Here is an 18,129-nt window from a genome sequence, read left to right on the forward strand (position 1 = left end):
TTAAAAAACAATCAATTATGGCAACAACTTACAAAACGCCTGGAGTCTATATTGAGGAAATCGTGAAGTTTCCTCCTTCTGTTGCTCAGGTAGAAACAGCGATTCCTGCTTTTATTGGCTATACCGAAAAAGCGACGAATAAAATTAATGGAGATTTGAAATCGCAACCAACGAGAATAACGTCTCTTTTAGAATATGAACGCTTTTTCGGATTTGCAAAACCAGAAACAACGATTAGTGTTACAATCAATGATGTTTTGACTGATAATGGAGAAACCCGATCTATTGTTGTAGATCAGCCAACCGATAAACAACCGTTTTTGATGTATTATTCTCTGCAGTTGTTTTTTGCAAATGGCGGTGGTCCGTGTTACATTATTTCAATTGGCCGTTATGGAGAGGAATTAGATGACGACGACGCTCAGGTTACAGCAATCAACAATAGTAATGCTTTGAACAACGGTTTATTAGAATTGGAAAAAGTAGACGAACCCACTTTAATTGTGTTTCCGGATGCCACAAAAGTATCTTCTATAAGTGCTACTGATTTCTACGGATTATACAATAATGCATTGACACAATGCAAAAATCTTCAGGACAGATTTACTTTAATCGACACGCTTAGTTACGACGAATCAAGTCCGACAGATGCAAATATAGACGATTTGAGAAATCAGATTAGTTCTGAAAAAGACACTATTAAATACGGAGCGGTTTATTATCCGCACTTGGAAACCATATTGGATTATGCTTTTGACAGCAGTAAAATTATAATTAAACATTATTCATATACTGCAAAAGCATATGATAAAATTGCTGCAGGATTAGTACCTGTTGAAAATCCTACTACAGGAGTTACGGCAACAATTACCAAATTAGTCGAAGAACCTGCTGCAGGTGAAATTGCAGGACAAATAAGTGATGTGCTTTTGCAATTATACAGTAACGATGCAACGGGTTTTGATCTGGGCGGTACATTTGTGAGCGATGCTGCCAAAAAAACTGCTTTCTTAAATAATCTTGATCTTTTACTGGTTTCTTTAGAGGAATTATCTGTTTTGAGAAATTCACTAAACGACGAAGCAAATGCCGCAATCAGCACAATATCTGACGAAAACATGGTGATCGCTGGTAACATTTCAAATGCTCTAACGGCTTTTAATTTGAATTTTACGGATGCAGATAAAATTGATTCGGTTTATAAAAACTTAAAAACATTAAAGAAAAAAATTCAGGATGAGAATGCAACAGCAAAACTGCTTAAAATCATACAAACTGATGATGTAAGTTTTGACAAGGAATTGAAAAAGCTGGTAAATTATACGCCTTTGAACGCTCAAACCGGAATTACCGGACTTACAAATACTTTTGCCGGAATTGGCGCAAACCTGACTGCACTTTTAAACGCCATTAAATCGGTTGATGGAAAAGATTTAAATAACGGTGAATTAAATGGAAGAAAATTAGATACTCTCGAAGGCATCGACAATGCAACGTATAATAAAGTTCTCACTGAAATTTACAACCTTCCTATTACACTTCCGCCAAGTTCTGCTATTGCAGGAGTTTACGCAAGAGTTGACAGAGATCGAGGGGTTTGGAAAGCTCCTGCCAATGTGAGTCTGAACTATGTTACAAAACCAACCGTAAAAATCACAAACACAATTCAGGACAATCTGAATGTGGATACCGTAAGCGGAAAATCCATTAATGCCATCAGAAGTTTTAGTGGTAAGGGAACTTTGGTTTGGGGATCAAGAACACTGGCCGGAAATGACAATGAATGGCGTTATGTACCGGTTCGCCGCTTCTTTAACATGGCCGAAGAATCGATCAAAAAAGCAACGGAGCAATTTGTATTTGAACCTAACGATGCCAATACCTGGATAAGAGTTCGAGCGATGATTGAGAACTTCCTGATTCTTCAATGGAGAGCCGGAGCTTTGGCCGGAGCAAAACCGGAACAGGCTTTTTATGTGAGAATCGGATTGGGACAAACCATGTCGGCTTTGGATATTCTGGAAGGCAGAATGATTATCGAAATCGGATTGGCAGTCGTTCGTCCGGCAGAATTCATCATTCTTCGTTTCTCTCACAAAATGCAGGAATCTTAATTAATATCAACATTAAAAAAATATAGATCATGAGTTATCCGCTACCAAAGTTTCATTTCTCAGTTGACTGGGGAGGAACAAAAATAGGTTTTACAGAAGTCTCCGGACTGGATGTAGAAACGGAAGTTATCGAATACCGTCAGGGCGCCAGTCCGGAATACAGCAAAATCAAGATGCCGGGCATGCAGAAGTTTTCTAATATCACGCTTAAAAGAGGCACTTTTAAAAGTGATAATGAATTTTACAACTGGTGGAATACCGTAAAATTAAATACCATTGAAAGAAGGGACATTACCATCAAATTACTAAACGAGGAACACGAACCCGTGATTACCTGGAAAGTAAAAAACGCCTGGCCAACCAAAGTTCAGTCAACTGATTTAAAAGCAGACGGAAACGAAGTTGCTATCGAATCAATGGAATTAGCGCATGAAGGTTTGTCGATTCAAAATGATTAATCATGGCTACGTATTATCCACCGGTTGGTTTTCATTTTTTAGTTGAATTTGAAGGTCTTGGTTCGCAAGAAAAAGACCATCAGTTTCAAGCGGTTTCCGGACTGTCTGTTGACATTGAAACCGAGGATATAGCCGAAGGTGGTGAAAACAGATTTAAGCACAAACTTCCTGTAAAGACAAAATATCCAAACCTGACTTTAAAGAGAGGAATGCTGATTGATTCTGCCGTGATCGATTGGTGCAGGGACGCGCTCGAAAACTTTGCGTTTAAGCCCGTCAATCTGACTATCAAATTGCTGAATGACGAACATCAGCCGTTGGTTTCATGGAATGTCGTCCACGCCTATCCTGTAAAATGGTCGGTGGAAGATTTTAATGCGGAAGAAAGTAAGCTCGTTGTTGAAAACGTGGAGCTTACCTACAATTATTTCACCTTAATTAAAAGTTAGTCATGCCGATAGAAATAAAAGAGCTTCACATAAAAATAAACGTGAACGAAGGATCAAAACCAGCTTCTCCGGCCGCTCCTAAAAGCAAAGGCGAAGATGCGGTAGCTGAATGTGTAGAACAGGTCATGAAAATTATCGAACGCAAAAAAGAACGCTGACATGGCAGGGGAATTAGAAAAATTAAAAGTGGTGGCTTATAGTGATCCGGAATTTAACAACAAGATTTCGGATGGTGAATTTTCGACTTTAATGAATCCGGAAAAATACACCTATAACTATAAGATAGAAACTGACGAAACTCAGGCTTCCGGCACGAGTACGGTTTCTCCAAAATTCAATAAAAAATTGCCCGAAAATCTGGAGCTCGATTTTGTTTTTGACCGTTCCGGAGTAATTAATGGTTACGAAAGTTCAGACGACGGAATCATCAATGATATTGAGAAATTCAAGAAGGTTATCCTTGATTACAATGGCGATGAACACAAACCGAATTACCTGATTATTTCCTGGGGAACATTGCTTTTTAAAGGCGCGTTAACCGAAATGAATGTAGAATTCAAACTCTTCAAACCAGACGGAACGCCGATAAGAGCCATTGCAAAAGCAAAATTTCAGGGTTTTGTCGAAGATAATTTAAGAGCAGCAAGAGAAAACAATAAATCGCCGGATTTAACCCATTACAGAACAGTAAAAGAAGGTGATACACTGCCCTTGATGACGTTTCATATTTATGGTGATTCTAAGTATTATCTGGAAGTTGCAAAGGCAAACAGCATTATGAATTTCAGAAAATTAAAAACGGGTCAGAGAATATTTTTTCCACCCTTACAAAAACAATCCTGATGAACAATAGCGGAGTCATACAAACCAGTAAAAGTGCCGATTTAGTAACGCATAAAGTTTTAATTGAAGGGGAAGAATTATCTAAAACCTATCAGGTAAAAAGCATTGTGGTACAAAATGAAGTCAACCGGATTCCTATGGCTCAAATCATTTTGATCGATGGAGAAGCTTCTGAAAGGGATTTTAAATTAAGCAATGAAGATTTGCTGATTCCCGGAAAAAAAATCGAAATCACGGCCGGTTATCACAACGATGAAGAAACCATTTACAAAGGAATAATCATCAAACATTCGATCAAAATAAAAGGCAGCGCTTCTTTATTAATTGTCGAATGTAAAGACGAAGCCGTAAAACTGACGATTGGCAGAAAGAGCAAGTATTTTTATGATGTAAAAGACAGTGAAGCATTCGAAGAAATCATTGATGCGTACGGTTTGCAAAAAGACGTCGAAGCCACTAATTTCAGTCATAAAGAACTGGTGCAATACAATACTTCCGATTGGGATTTTATAGTTTCGAGAGCACAGACGAACGGAAAACTTTGTTTTGTTGAAAATGGTAAAATAACGATCAGCAAACCAAATTTGACGTCATCATCGGTAGAAACGGTGACTTTTGGTGCTTCCTTACTTGATTTTGATGCTGAAATGGATGCACGAAATCAATTTGCAAAAGTATCATCTTACAGTTGGGATTATACGAATCAGGAACTTGTTGAAATTGAAGCCAATGATCCAAGTGTGAGTTTAAACGGCAATCTTTCAGCTTCTGATTTAGCTGAAACTATTGAACTGGAAAACCTCGAATTACGTCACGGCGGAACAATTACAGAAGTGGAGCTTCAGGATTGGGCAGATGCCAAATTACTCTTTCAGCAGTTATCAAAAATTCGCGGAAGAGTCAAATTTCAGGGAATTCCGGCTGTAAAACCAAACACGATAATCACGCTTGAAGGTGTGGGCGATCGATTTAATGGAAATGCGTACATCACAGGAGTTTTTCATGAAATAACAGAAGGAAACTGGACAATTGATGCACAATTTGGGTTAAATCCGGAATGGTTTTCTGAAACATTTGACATTCACACGCCAACAGGATCCGGAATTATTCCGGCCATAAAAGGTCTTCATGTTGGGATTGTTACACAGCTCGAAGCAGATCCAAATGGTGAAGAACGCATTCTGGTAAAAATTCCCATCATCAACAACGAAGAACAGGGAATCTGGTGTCGCGTGGCGTCGCCCGATGCCGGAGATAACAGAGGTGTTTTTTTCAGACCTGAAATCGAAGACGAAGTAATAATCGGTTTTGTGAATGAAGATCCGAATAATGCCATTGTTTTAGGAACGCTTCACAGCAGTGGAAAACCGGCTCCAATTGTGGCTTCTGACGATAATCACCAAAAGGGAATTATAACGAGAAGTGAAATGAAAATTTTATTTGATGATGAAAAAAAATCCATCGGAATTGAAACTCCGGCAGGAAAAAAAATCACACTCGACGAAGATCAGGGTATCATTAAAATAGAAGATGAAAATTCGAATATCATCACGATCGACAGCAACGGAATAAAAATGGAAAGTGCCGGAAACATTGAACTAAAAGCAAGCGGAGATGTAAAAATCGAAGGAACAAATGTTTCAATAAAAGCCAGTGCGCAATTTAAGGCAGAAGGAAGCGCAGGCGTCGAAATGTCTTCTGGCGCAACGGCAATTCTAAAAGGAAGTATTGTACAAATAAATTAAAAATTATGGGAGCACCAGCAGCACGAGTTTCAGATATGCATGTTTGCCCAATGGTAACGGCAACGGTTCCGCATGTGGGCGGACCTATTTTACCAGCCGGCTCGCCTACTGTTTTAATTGGCGGAGTTCCAGCAGCATGCGTTGGTGATATGGCAACCTGCAGCGGTCCGCCGGATACGATCGCAATGGGTTCAGCAACGGTTTTGATTGGTGGAAAACCTGCAGCAAGAATGGGAGATTCAACCGCACATGGCGGAACAATTGTAGCCGGATTAGCAACCGTTTTAATTGGTTAATTAATTCAGGTGGTTTTAAAAACGTTGAGGTATAATCCCTACGGGATATTTTATGTGGTGGTGACCTGTTTTTGCTACCAACATTTAAATCCTAACGGATTATATATTGAAAATTTGTTTAAGCAAATAATCTTAAAGAATATATCTCGGAGAGATTACATGTCGGCAGTTTTTATACCAACATTTAAGTCCTAACTGATTATTTTATTGATTACTAACGCATAAATCCTAACGGATTTTATATTGAAATTTTGTTTATGCAAATAGTTCTAAAGAATATCACGGAGAGATTACATGTCGGCAGTTTTTCTGCCATCATTTAAATCCTAACTGATTATTTTAATGACCAACGCTTAAATCCTAACGGATTATCTATTGAAATTTTGTTGCTATAAAAATAACCCCAAACGGCTATATCTCGGAGAGATTACATGTTGGTAGCAAATAATGTAGAAAAGAAATATTGTCCCGTAGGGACTACACCTGATTGACCAGAAACTCGAATAATTATGGAAAGTGAACAAGCCTTTTTAGGAACCGGATGGAGTTTCCCGCCAGAATTTAAAAAAACAACAAAAGCGGTTGTCATGATTTCTGATGAGGAAGATATAAAAAGCAGTCTGGAAATTTTATTGACAACCAAAATTGGCGAACGCATTATGCTTCCAAAATATGGCTGCAATGTAGACGAACTTCTTTTTAATCCATTAAACAGAACATTAAAAACCTATGTATCTGAATTAATAAGAACCGCCATTTTGTACCACGAACCCCGAATTGACGTAGAGAAAATCGACATTAGCCAGGGAGATGATTTAAATGGTGAATTATTAGTGAGTTTAGATTATAAAATAAGAGCAACAAACTCCAGAACTAATATGGTTTATCCTTTTTATAAAGAAGAAGGAACGAACTTATAGAATTAAAAATTTTGAATTAAAAATTAAAAATTCAATTCAGGTTGTCAGGCTGAGCGTAGTTGAAGCCCGCCTCTCAATTGGAACGCCCTTCGACTACGCTCAGGGTGACAAACGTTGAAAAAAAATCTGATCTGCAAAATCTGCGGGAACAAATTTTAGCCACAGATTACGAGATTAAAATGATTAAAAAATCTGTGAGAATCTTTTAATCTGTGGAAAAAAAACAGCAAAAAATATTTAATTATTATGTGTAACAATAGCGACCATACAAACGATATAATATTTAAAAGAAACGGCACAGACCAGGGCGATCGTCTGAATACAACTCTCGATCCCGGCAATCTGCAGCTCCATGATTTTGATATGGCAGACTGGTTACTTTTTACCTATAATTTCGCCAAACAGGTTAACTTTTTTGACACAAACAATAGCGAAACTCCATCCGGTAACTGGCAGGAAATTTTTGATCACTTTGGATTTCCACAGCAGGAAATTCCGAATAGAAAAGACAAAGCTTACGGTATTTTAAAACAAAACATTTCGCAAACACTCCGCAATATTGAATTTGAAGGTACGCTAACGCCGCATGTGACACTTCTTGTGTGTTTTTTAAAACTGTTGGAACTTTCTAAAACACGTTTTAATTTAATTACAAAAAAACACCTGGATTTCTTTTATAAAGACATTTTACAAATCGAAAAACTTCCTGCCATAGCAGATAAAGTCCATGTAATATTTGAATTGGCTAAAAAAAGTATCGAGGAACAAATTTTAGCACAAACCGAATTGGATGCCGGAAAAGACGCAGCCGGAAACAAACTTATTTACAAAACTACCGAAGAATTAATTGCCAATAAAGCTGAGATTACACAGCTTAAAAGTGTTTATAACGATATTAAGCTGGGCGAAATAAAAGCAAGTAAAGTAGCTAATTCGCTTGACGGAAAAGGCGAAAGTCTGAAAGAAGAGGCAAAATACTGGCTGCCGTTTGGCTATACTTCTGTAGAAGAAAAATATACAGAGCTGGAAGCGGCCAAACTTGGTTTTGCAATCGCTTCTCCTCTATTGCAATTACAGGAAGGCGAACGAAATATTGAAATTACAATCACGTTTAATGAGGCTTTTAGCTTTCCGTCAGGACCATTTACGGTGAATGATCTTGCAGATAATATCAGTATTTTTTGCAGTGGCGAAAAAGAATGGCTGGGTGATTTTAAACTTAATAATACGACCTCAGCCATTTCAGGAAATGTTTTAAAACTTGTTTTTCAAATTTCAAAAGACATTCCTGCGATTGTAGATTATAATCAAAAAATATTGGGCGAATATTTCTCGACTAATCTGCCTGTCATTCGTTTTTTAATTCATACAGAAAATAAAAAAGGACATTATTTGTTTCGAAATTTGGTTACCAAAACCATCGCAAACATTAATGTAAAAGTCGATGTAAAAGATGTGAAATCTTTATCGCTGGAAAGTGACACGGGTTTATTAAATGCAGACAAACCTTTTTATCCTTTTACAACGCAGCCGGTTAAAGGTTCTTCCTTTCTGATTAATTATCCTGAAATCTTTTCGAAAAAATGGAAAAATATTGATGTTATCATCAATTGGAAAAATACGCCAACCTCTTTCACAACACATTACGACGCTTACAAAACCAAATATCTAACTACAATCAGCAAAAACAACTTTTTGCATGGAATGTTTACGGAAGAAATATTACAAGCATTGTCTGCAAACCAACCCGAAGCTCCACAAGCAAAAGAGAATATCGCTATTAATATTCCGGATAAAAGCAAGTGGATTTTAAATTCTAATCCGTCAGATCTTATTGTATCGTCTGATGCTTATTTTAAAGCGACCGTTTCGGTATTAAATAAAGAAGACTGGGATCCTAAAAGTGCTGCGACAGTATTATTTTCGAAAAAAGATACACTTTACCAAACGGAATTTTCTATATCCGGAGCTTATGATATTGACAAAAGCGGCCCCATTCGCCTGACTTTAAATCAGTCGTTTTTGCATTCTTTATATCCAAAAATATACATGCTGGCTGTTATGAGTGAAAATCCGGAAACACTGATTCCAAACGAAGCTTATACTCCGCTTGCAGAAAATATTAGTTTAAATTATACGGCAGAAGAAACCACCGATTTTGCCCATCAAACCGAAGAAGAATATCAAACAGACCGCATAAAATTATTTCATGAAGGTCCTTTTGGTCAAAGCGAAGAACATTCGTATCTAAAAAAACTAGCCAGACAAAAAGCAGTTTTAGATACCAATGCGACAATTGCAAGCCGTATTGTTCCCGATTATTGCAATGGAGGCGAATTTTATATCGGACTTGATGAAGCAGAAACAACGCAGCAAGTTGCTTTATTGATTCAGATTTTGGAAGGAAGCGAGAATCCGCTGGCAGAATCTTTTACAGGAAAACAAAAAGTAGAATGGTTTGTGCTTTGTGACAATTACTGGAAAAATATCGAGAATGAAATGTTGGCCAATTCCATAGATAATTTTTTAAAATCGGGAATTGTAAAGTTTATAATTCCGAAACAGGCGACCAAAACAAATACTTTATTTCCCGATAACCTCATCTGGATCAAAGCAAAAATGCACAAAGCGTATGATGCTGTCTGCAAAGTTATTGACGTAAAAACACAAGTTGTAACAGCCGAATTTTATAACAACGGCAATGAATTATCGCATTTAGAAAAAGGATTGCCTGCCGAAACGATTTCGAAACTTATTACCAGAATTCCGCAAATAAAAAGTGTTTCACAGCCTTTTAATTCCTTTAACGGAAAACCGATAGAATCTGATGATACGTATTACAAACGCGTGAGTGAACGGCTTAGACATAAAAACAGAGCGATTACCCTTTGGGATTATGAACATCTTATTCTTCAGGAATTTCCGGAAGTATTTAGAGTTAAATGCCTGAACCATACAAATAATACGACCAACTCTTTTCTTTCGCCCGGCGATGTTACGCTTATTGTCGTTCCGGATATTATCAACAAAAATGTGTTTGATATTTACGAGCCCAGAGTGAGTAAAGCGACATTAAACAAGATTCAAAACTACATCAGCAATTTAAACAGCATGCACGTAGAGGTTTCTGTAATTAATCCGGAATATGAAAAAGTAGTGATCAAATTAAATGTGCGGTTTTTTGCCGAATATGATGAGAATTTCTATAAAAAACAGCTTAATGAAGATATTGCAAAATTTTTATCTCCGTGGGCATTTGATACTTCTCAGGATATTCTTTTTGGAATTGAGTTACACAGAAGCACCGTCATCGACTACATAGAAAAATTATACTATGTCGATTATCTGACTGAATTAGAAATGGCAAAACTGGAAGACAATACAGAACCCGAAAATCCTAATGATACCGGTTATCAGGCGGCGTTGGATTTTCTTCCAGTTGTTTCGCCCTCAAACCCAAAACGTATTCTTGTATCGGTAAAAAATCACATTATTTCTACGGATATAAAAACTTGTAAACAACCCATTATTCAAGCACCAGAAACATGTCAATATTAAATTCACATAGTACGATTCCCAAAAAAGTGGCCACCGAAGACGACCTGGATTTCTTTTATCTGAGAAAAAAAGGGATTGAGTATATCGAACAGCTTGGCGGCAACTTATGGACTGATTTTAACTCGCACGATCCCGGTATCACGATGCTGGAAATGCTGTGTTATGCCATCACCGATCTTGGAATGCGATTGAATCTTCCTATCGAAAATGTTCTTGCTTCTGATCAAAATGACAAAGGACTGGCTTCTCAGTTTTTTAAAGCTTCAGAAGTTTTGCCCACAAGCCCGGTTACAGCATTAGACTATAGAAAATTGTTTATCGATATTCAGGGCGTTAAAAACTGCTGGCCGGCAAAACACAAAAAAACGGTTTATGTTAATTGTAAAGATGACAAGTTATCTTATGATTATAAAGATTTTAGCGAGCTTCCGAGAGGTTTTAAAAAACAATTTGAACTCAAAGGTTTGTATGATTTGTATGTTGATTTTGAAAGCAAAAAACCTTCTGAAATTAATATCGTTAAAGAAAAAATCAGAAAAAAATACCACGCCAACAGAAATCTGTGCGAGGATTTAATCAATATCATAAAAGTCGATGAATATCCCATAAAAATCTGCGCCAATATTGAAGTTGATACTCAGGCCGATGAAGAAATGGTTCACGCGCTTGTATTAACCGCTCTTGATGGCTATTTATCTACCACTGTCAATTTTTATTCTGTCAAGCAAATGATGGATAAAGGATATTCTTCTTTGGAAATTTTTGACGGTCCAGTTCTCGAAAATGGTTTTATAGATACCAAAGAATTAATCGAAGCAGAATTGACGAGCGAAGTCAGATTATCTGATATTATAAAATTAATAATGAATGTTCCGGGAGTTATCACCATCAAAGATATCTCGATGGGAAATTGCGGAGATGGCGATGTCGATATGAATCAATGGCTGATTTGCCTTAAAGAATATCAAAAACCGGTTATTTGTTACAAAAGCGTTTTCAATTATAACAAAGGTTTGCTGCCACTCAATATCAATAAAGCGCAAGTAACTATTTATCTGGATGAAATTGCCGCCCAAAAAGCAGCAGCTACCGCTTATTCAAGCCAAAATAAGGAACTGCTTGTGCCAAATGGCGATTATCTGGAAATAGACAGTTATACAACCATACAAAATGATTTTCCGGAAACGTATGGCATTGGCGAAACAGGATTGCCAACCAGAGCTTCAATCGCCCGAAAATCTCAGGCAAAACAACTTAAGGGATATCTTTTGTTTTTTGATCAGATTTTGGCCAGTTACTTCAAACATTTAGGTCAGGTGAATGAAATGCTTTCGGTAAGTGGCAATCTGACTAAAACATTTTTTACCCAGGCCATAAAAGACTTCGACGGATTTAGCGAACTGGTGACCAATTATCCGGAAAATAATGATGAATATCTAACGGAGATTCTTTTTAAACAACTTGACAATAATATCGAAAGACGAAATGCTATTCTTGATCATCTTTTAGGTCGTTTTGCGGAGCGTTTTTCTGAATATGTTTTTATCAACAAAAGTATCTATGGAAACGCAACAGACGAAGTGGTTCTTAAAAACAAAGAAGACTTTTTGAAAGATTATAAAATCGTAAGCAGAAACCGTGGAAATTCCTTCAATTATTACAACCAGCCAAATAGTAATTTGTGGGATACCGATAATGTTTCGGGAGTAAAAAAGAGACTTGCCCGACTTTTGGGTATTAAAGATTACAATCGAAGACATCTTTCTGACTCTTTTGTTGAAGTATATCATTTTACCGATTCTGACAATCAGCTTGTATATCGATGGAGAATCAGGGATGCTGAAAATAATATTGTACTCTCTGCGACCACAGAATATTATGATACTTCAAGAGCGAACAGAGAATTATATTTTGCGGTTTTGCAGATTATCCAGACAAGGGAATATAATGTCGAAGAAGCTTTTAAAAACGGAATTTCAGATCCTGAAATTATTGATAACATACAGATTCATCAGGCAGATTCCGGCAAGTATTCGTATGACATTATCAATCCTTTAATTAGTGACGAAGACAATCCGGACAGGATTATTGCAAAACGCTATACGTATTATGACACATTAGACGAAGTAAAACAGTCCATTCTGGAATTAATACATTTTATGAAAGAAGAATTTACAGAGGAAGGAATGTTTATCATCGAGCACATGATGCTTCGCCCGGATGTGAATCTGATTACGGTAAATCCGGAAACATTTTTACCTATTTGTACCGATGAATGCAAAAGTTGCGAACCATTAGACCCTTACTCCTATCGCATTAGTATTGTGCTGCCAGGATATACGCTCCGTTTTGCGAATACTGATTTTAGAAATTACATGGAAAAGGTCATTAAGGAAGAATTGCCTTCGCATGTACTGGCAAAAATCTGCTGGATCGGACATCGGAAAAATGAAATTGAAAATCCGGCAGAAAATGAACTTTTACAGTTTGAAAACGCTTATAAAGAATATTTGTTTGCAAAAACGGTATTGCAGCAGGAACAGCCGGAAACAGAACTGATACAATTTATTCACTCGCTCTCACATCTCAGCAATTTATACCCTACTGGAAGATTGTTTGACTGCAGCGATGAAAATGAAAATCAATACGAAAAAATAATACTAGGAAAAACGAATTTAGGATCACTATAAATACCATTCAAAATGTTAGCAAAACTTTCAACCATAACAACTTTGTACCGAAAATTTACCAAAAATCAGGTACTTACAGAAGGACATCTCAACGAGATTGTAGATTTTTTTGATGATCAGGACCGTATTTCCAGAATTGGTCTTAGTGGTGTAGGCATCATTTGCGGATTTCAGGTTTCTTATAATGAAGCTGCCAAAACGATAGCTATCACACAAGGCAGCGGCATAACGACTGATGGTGATCTTTTTCATTTGTATAAAACCAAAGTGAATGGCGGAGAATTTATTGATTTCGAAAACAAAGAATACACGCATTACAAAGTATACGACAATAAAAAAGCGGCTTACAAACCTTATTTTTATAATGGTAGCGAACAGCTTGAAATTTTCGAACTTTTAACGTACGAACAGCAAGCGCTGGATAATGCTAATACTTTCCCGATACAATATCTTAAAGCCAATGCCGACTTAGACCTCAACAATGCCGTCGTTTTATTGTATTTAGAATCGTATGAAAAAGATTTGGATCTCTGTGTGAGTCTTTCCTGCGACAATCAGGGATTAGAAATTATTGGCAATCACAAAGCTTTAATTGTAAGTAAAGAAGTTGCGGCGCAAATTAACAGTAACGATGCGATTATCAGTAAAACCAATTTTGCGAATCTGTATTATAAATTGCCGAATGTAATTTCAAATCGCATTGTTTTACAGCCTGAAAATTTTAGCAATTATATTGAAATCAAAAAGAAATTTGCCAGTGGTATTTTTAAAAACAATGTGGTTGCCAAACTGCGTGATGGCTTTGAAATCCTATTGAACAGCCTGAAAATGCCGGTAACGCTCAATTCGATTAAAAAGAATCTGGGCGAAATATATGGTTTTGACCAAAATAATGTTCCGCCGGATTTTCAATATCGATATGATCTTCTTAATGATTTGATTGATACTTACAATGAGATAAAACTTTTATTGTCTAATATGGATGGCGAGTTTTGCTGTCCGGATATTAAATCGTTTCCCAAACATTTAATGTTGGGCGAAATATATAAAACCGGGCCTTGTTTTGAATACCGACATGCGTTTTACAAATCGCCTTTGCTTACGGGTCAAAACTTAAATACCTGTGCAGATTGTTTGCCATTTGATCCGCTGATTGAGCCTGGAAATGCAGAAACAATTGCAGAATTTATTGTGGATCCGGAAGGCAAAGAAGTTAAAATCTGCTATGGGAAAAATACAGATTTACAAAAATTATACAGCCTTATAAAACGCTGTGCGCAATTACTGGCCAACTACAATGTCAATTACAATTATATAAAAATTACACCAAGTTTTGAATTAGGTGTTTTGGGCAAAAAAGCGATTCCGTTTTATAATAATGTGGGAAATCATCTTATCGAACTTTGGGATTATGAAAAAACAGCGATAGGAAAACAACGTACGAACAGAAGTTATCACGACAATCTTTTGAATACAAAACGTCCGCTGGAATTTGTTGCTGATCACAATTTTTACAGAATTGAAGGGCATCAGGGCAAGAATTACAAAGAAGCCTTAAAAATCATTCAGGATATAAGACGTGAGAATGGTTTGGGATTTAATGTCGTCGTATTGGGTGTAAATGCAACCGAAGTACAAGAAGTTATTGAAAACTTCACTTCGTATTATCTGAATAAAAATCATGGTTACGAGCATAAATCCGGTGTAGCGCCGGGCGGCACGTTTATTATGATTTATATTGAGGGAGAATACAGCCAATATCCGTATTATTATGGATATGGTTATCCGCATGAGTTTCCACGCGGAAATTCTCTGGCAGGCGATTTTGAAAGTGAAGAAGGCAACGGAGATTCGGTTGTTTTAAATCCTATCGTAGCCGATTTTACTTTGCCGTATTTATGCTGCGATGATAATGTGATATCGCTTTCCTTACCTGTCAATAAAATTTGTTTTGATGAAACAACGCCGTATTTCCCATTTCATGTTACGCCTACAGGAGGTTTTGTAAAAGCAGATATCGACGAAGATTTAAATGGCGGCGTGACAACAAATCAACATGGAGAATTTGTTTTTGATCCAAAATTGGTCAGCGAAGAACTCATAGGCCAGCCCATCACTTTTACGGTTAATAATTTTGAAACAGAATGTGAAATAACGATTTTCAGAAAACCAAAATTTGATTTTACCATTATCATCACAAAATCTGATAAAACAAATGAAGTTACAGCTGATTTTGAAATTACCGGCGAAAATCAGGAAGGAATGAAATACGTTTGGGATTTTGGCGACGGAAGTGAGCGAGTGATCACTAACGAAAGAAAAATGCAGCGCATTTATAAATATGAATTGCCTGTTAAAAACGGTTATAGTTTTCCTGTAAAAGTTATCGGAGATAATGGAAACTGCACTTATCAGGTCAATCATTCGGTCACTTTTGAAATCACGGGAATCACGATTAACATTGACAGTACTACTATCTGCAAAAACGATCAAACGCCGCATGTTCTAACTATTGAATCCAAAAATAAAAAAGTAACCTTATCCGGCGACGGCGTTTCTCAGGATGAAGCGGGACAATATGTTTTTATTGGCTATAATGTTCCTAAAGGTGTAGACAAAGTGGTGGTAATGGCAAATGACAAACCTTCAGATCTTGTGATTACCATGCTAAACCAGCCATTTGCACGCTTTAATTATGCTATACAAAATAATGAACTCGTATTGACCAACAATTCTACAGACGCAGAAATATACAAATGGGAAATCGCAGGCGAAATCATAGAAACTAATTCTAAAGAAACCATAAAACGTCCGCTTTCTCTATACAACAATTCTTCGATTGTAATATCACTTACTGCAATAAACAGAAATTGTGGTGAAGGAATTGATGGCCCAAAAGACGTCATTATCAGAGAACCGGTTGAAACAAATTCATGTCTTGAAAGCGTCAGTGCATTTACCAAAAAAGCAATCGAAGAGCTGGAAAAAATAAAATTGCTTCCTGCGTTTGCAAAATTCAGTGCCGAAACTACTGCACTTACCGATCAAATTGAAAAACAATTTAGAAACGTAGACAAAGAAGCTGCCGGTTTTGTAAAAGGTGATTTCAATACTCAATTACCGGAAATGTTTACCGAGAGTATTTACGATACTTTACTTTTTGCGGTAAGAAATGCCAAAACTGCTGCGGAGAAAAATGCGCTTAATTTCCTGATTCAAAATCATATTTCATTGTTCTATTACATTTTAAAATGTCAGGATCCCGAAAAGCTGAAAGAATTCGAAAATCAGATTACGCCAATTACGGTTCGTTTTGATACGTTTCTAAAAAGTCTTGTAGAAATGAAATACAATGCAGATCTAAATGGAATATTAAAAAAATTCCTTACGGATATGGTGGCAATATTTAAAGGAATCAAATTTATTTATGATGCCATTCGAACACAATTAACAAGTTTAGTCTAGATGAAAACGGCAGACAGACATAGTATCAACAGGTTATATTTTGAAGTGAATACGCATTCTAAACAAAAGGCGTATGATCTGAAAGATAATCTGAACACGTTTCTAAGAGAAGAATTATTTCCTCTTTTAGAAACTTATTTTGACAAGCTTGATAAAAAAATGCCATTGTATAGTATTCAGATAGATAAATTAAACATCGATCTTTCTCTGTCTCCAGATCTTGATTTTAACACTATAAAAAGAGAAGTTGTGGATCAATTTCAAAAACAGATTGAAGCCCAAGTCGAAAAAGGTTTTCCTGATACAGAACATTACACGAAAATTTCTAATAAAGAAAAAAGTGTCAATGCATTTTTTAGCTTTTTAGAAACGGGAATTACGCCTTGGTGGGCGATTTCTAAAAAAGCGTCTGATTTAAATCAAAATGATCAATTTGAAGATATCATTAGCGACAAAAGTTTTGGTTTAAAATTGCGAAATGCGTTGGAAAATACTCAAACGAGAATTCGATTCATTAAGCAATTATCAGATGATCAGATTTATATTATGCTCAACAAAACATTTCTTTTAGAAGCATTTCAAAAAGAAACGATCACAAAAAACATCAAAAGAATTAAGGCAAATATTAATACAGTTATTGCGCCTTCTGCAAAAGGATTACAACAGCGAAATTTAATTTGGGAAATCATTCTTTCACAATTATTAAAGCATAACGAAAGCGTCATAAAAGAGAAATTATTTTACCTGATTGCTTCTTTTGTTGCTATTAGAAAATACAATTCAAAACTTGTTTCAGAAACCATTAATGATCAAATCATCAATAAACCAGTTGTAGAAATTCTGGGCAATCTGGCAAATGAAGTTTTGATTACAACCGCAATTCTCGAAGAAAAAGCGTTAGAAATACTTCAGAAAAATAGTAACGATGCTTTCTTAAAATCTAATTTTTCAAAAACCGATACATCTTCCGAAAAGGAAAAAATTGAAGAAACAAACACCATTTTAAACAATAAAAATGAGGTTAAAGAAGAAGAAATTTTGGATTTGGCTTTCGTTTTAAAAGAAGAAAAAACACCTGAAATATTGTCCGATCATTATGTAAACAATGCCGGACTTATTCTGATTCATCCATTTTTGAAAACACTTTTTGAGAATTGCGGATTATTAAACAATGACAATGCTATAAACAACCCGGAACTGGCTGCGCATCTTTTGCACTATATCGCAACAGAGCAGGAACAGGATTATGAAAATGAAATGCTGTTCGAGAAATTATTGTGCAACATTCCCGCCAACCAAACAATTAACAGAAATATTAAAATTCCGGAAGAGTTTAAAAATCATGTCAATGAAATGCTGGAATCGGTTCTGGAAAATTGGTCGGTGATGAAAAATTCTTCTGTAGCGCTATTGCGAAATGAATATCTACAAAGACCTGGAAAAATAATCCTGACACAGGATAATCCGAAGATTCTTGTAGAAAGAAAAACGCAGGATATTCTGTTAGATAAAATTTCATGGAATCTGGGAGTTGTAAAACTGGCATGGAAAAACAAAGTAATTTTTGTTGAATGGTAATTTAAAAACAACA

At 36.3% G+C, this 18,129-nt stretch carries 12 protein-coding genes; all 12 read left to right on the plus strand.

Annotated features, from left to right (window positions below; all coding sequences use genetic code 11):
* Window positions 1-17 precede the first annotated feature (17 nt).
* The 12 genes from AC3QL1_RS00725 (at window position 18) to AC3QL1_RS00780 (ending at window position 18,116) form a co-directional block, all read left to right on the plus strand.
* Window positions 18-2,114 carry a phage tail sheath family protein gene (locus AC3QL1_RS00725; RefSeq protein ID WP_492494331.1) on the plus strand — a complete coding sequence of 699 codons (2,097 nt, stop codon included), beginning with the start codon at window positions 18-20 and terminating at the stop codon, window positions 2,112-2,114.
* A 29-nt stretch (window positions 2,115-2,143) separates the two neighbouring features.
* Window positions 2,144-2,572, plus strand: coding sequence for a phage tail protein (locus AC3QL1_RS00730; RefSeq protein WP_492494332.1), 429 nt, complete (start codon window positions 2,144-2,146; stop codon window positions 2,570-2,572).
* Between the two features lie 2 nt (window positions 2,573-2,574).
* Window positions 2,575-3,021: a phage tail protein gene (locus AC3QL1_RS00735; protein WP_492494333.1), complete on the plus strand. Its 447-nt coding sequence runs from the start codon at window positions 2,575-2,577 to the stop codon at window positions 3,019-3,021.
* A gap of 2 nt (window positions 3,022-3,023) precedes the next feature.
* Window positions 3,024-3,179 (plus strand): DUF5908 family protein, encoded by a 156-nt coding sequence (locus tag AC3QL1_RS00740; RefSeq protein WP_492494334.1) that lies wholly within the window; start codon window positions 3,024-3,026, stop codon window positions 3,177-3,179.
* A gap of 1 nt (window position 3,180) precedes the next feature.
* Window positions 3,181-3,864, plus strand: a complete 684-nt coding sequence (locus tag AC3QL1_RS00745; RefSeq protein ID WP_492494335.1) for a CIS tube protein — start codon at window positions 3,181-3,183, stop codon at window positions 3,862-3,864.
* A complete protein-coding gene (gene vgrG, locus AC3QL1_RS00750) occupies window positions 3,864-5,609 on the plus strand; it encodes a type VI secretion system tip protein VgrG (RefSeq protein ID WP_492494336.1) in 1,746 nt (581 codons plus the stop codon). The genes AC3QL1_RS00745 and vgrG overlap by 1 nt, the downstream gene beginning before the upstream one ends.
* A gap of 5 nt (window positions 5,610-5,614) precedes the next feature.
* Window positions 5,615-5,905: a PAAR domain-containing protein gene (locus tag AC3QL1_RS00755; RefSeq protein WP_492494337.1), complete on the plus strand. Its 291-nt coding sequence runs from the start codon at window positions 5,615-5,617 to the stop codon at window positions 5,903-5,905.
* Window positions 5,906-6,414: 509 nt separating this feature from the next.
* Entirely contained in the window at window positions 6,415-6,825 is a 411-nt protein-coding gene (locus tag AC3QL1_RS00760; protein WP_492494338.1) for a GPW/gp25 family protein, read from the plus strand.
* A gap of 246 nt (window positions 6,826-7,071) precedes the next feature.
* Complete coding sequence (locus AC3QL1_RS00765) at window positions 7,072-10,383, plus strand: baseplate J/gp47 family protein (protein ID WP_492494339.1); 3,312 nt, start codon at window positions 7,072-7,074, stop codon at window positions 10,381-10,383.
* A complete protein-coding gene (locus AC3QL1_RS00770; protein WP_492494340.1) occupies window positions 10,371-13,073 on the plus strand; it encodes a baseplate wedge protein in 2,703 nt (900 codons plus the stop codon). Before AC3QL1_RS00765 ends, AC3QL1_RS00770 begins: the two co-directional genes overlap by 13 nt.
* A 12-nt stretch (window positions 13,074-13,085) precedes the next feature.
* Complete coding sequence (locus tag AC3QL1_RS00775) at window positions 13,086-16,538, plus strand: hypothetical protein (RefSeq protein WP_492494341.1); 3,453 nt, start codon at window positions 13,086-13,088, stop codon at window positions 16,536-16,538.
* The gene (locus AC3QL1_RS00780) at window positions 16,539-18,116 is read left to right on the plus strand and encodes a contractile injection system tape measure protein (protein ID WP_492494342.1); all 1,578 of its coding nucleotides are present in this window, start codon (window positions 16,539-16,541) and stop codon (window positions 18,114-18,116) included.
* Window positions 18,117-18,129: the final 13 nt, after the last annotated feature.

The organism is Flavobacterium sp. GW823-FHT04A11, from assembly GCF_058796535.1.

Coding starts and splice junctions, on each gene's coding strand:
- AC3QL1_RS00740 (WP_492494334.1), top strand. CDS start 3,024: ATGCCGATAGAAATAAAAGAGCTTCACATAAAAATAAACGTGAACGAA.
- AC3QL1_RS00755 (WP_492494337.1), top strand. CDS start 5,615: ATGGGAGCACCAGCAGCACGAGTTTCAGATATGCATGTTTGCCCAATG.
- AC3QL1_RS00735 (WP_492494333.1), top strand. CDS start 2,575: ATGGCTACGTATTATCCACCGGTTGGTTTTCATTTTTTAGTTGAATTT.
- AC3QL1_RS00780 (WP_492494342.1), top strand. CDS start 16,539: ATGAAAACGGCAGACAGACATAGTATCAACAGGTTATATTTTGAAGTG.
- vgrG (WP_492494336.1), top strand. CDS start 3,864: ATGAACAATAGCGGAGTCATACAAACCAGTAAAAGTGCCGATTTAGTA.
- AC3QL1_RS00730 (WP_492494332.1), top strand. CDS start 2,144: ATGAGTTATCCGCTACCAAAGTTTCATTTCTCAGTTGACTGGGGAGGA.
- AC3QL1_RS00725 (WP_492494331.1), top strand. CDS start 18: ATGGCAACAACTTACAAAACGCCTGGAGTCTATATTGAGGAAATCGTG.
- AC3QL1_RS00745 (WP_492494335.1), top strand. CDS start 3,181: ATGGCAGGGGAATTAGAAAAATTAAAAGTGGTGGCTTATAGTGATCCG.
- AC3QL1_RS00775 (WP_492494341.1), top strand. CDS start 13,086: ATGTTAGCAAAACTTTCAACCATAACAACTTTGTACCGAAAATTTACC.
- AC3QL1_RS00765 (WP_492494339.1), top strand. CDS start 7,072: ATGTGTAACAATAGCGACCATACAAACGATATAATATTTAAAAGAAAC.
- AC3QL1_RS00760 (WP_492494338.1), top strand. CDS start 6,415: ATGGAAAGTGAACAAGCCTTTTTAGGAACCGGATGGAGTTTCCCGCCA.
- AC3QL1_RS00770 (WP_492494340.1), top strand. CDS start 10,371: ATGTCAATATTAAATTCACATAGTACGATTCCCAAAAAAGTGGCCACC.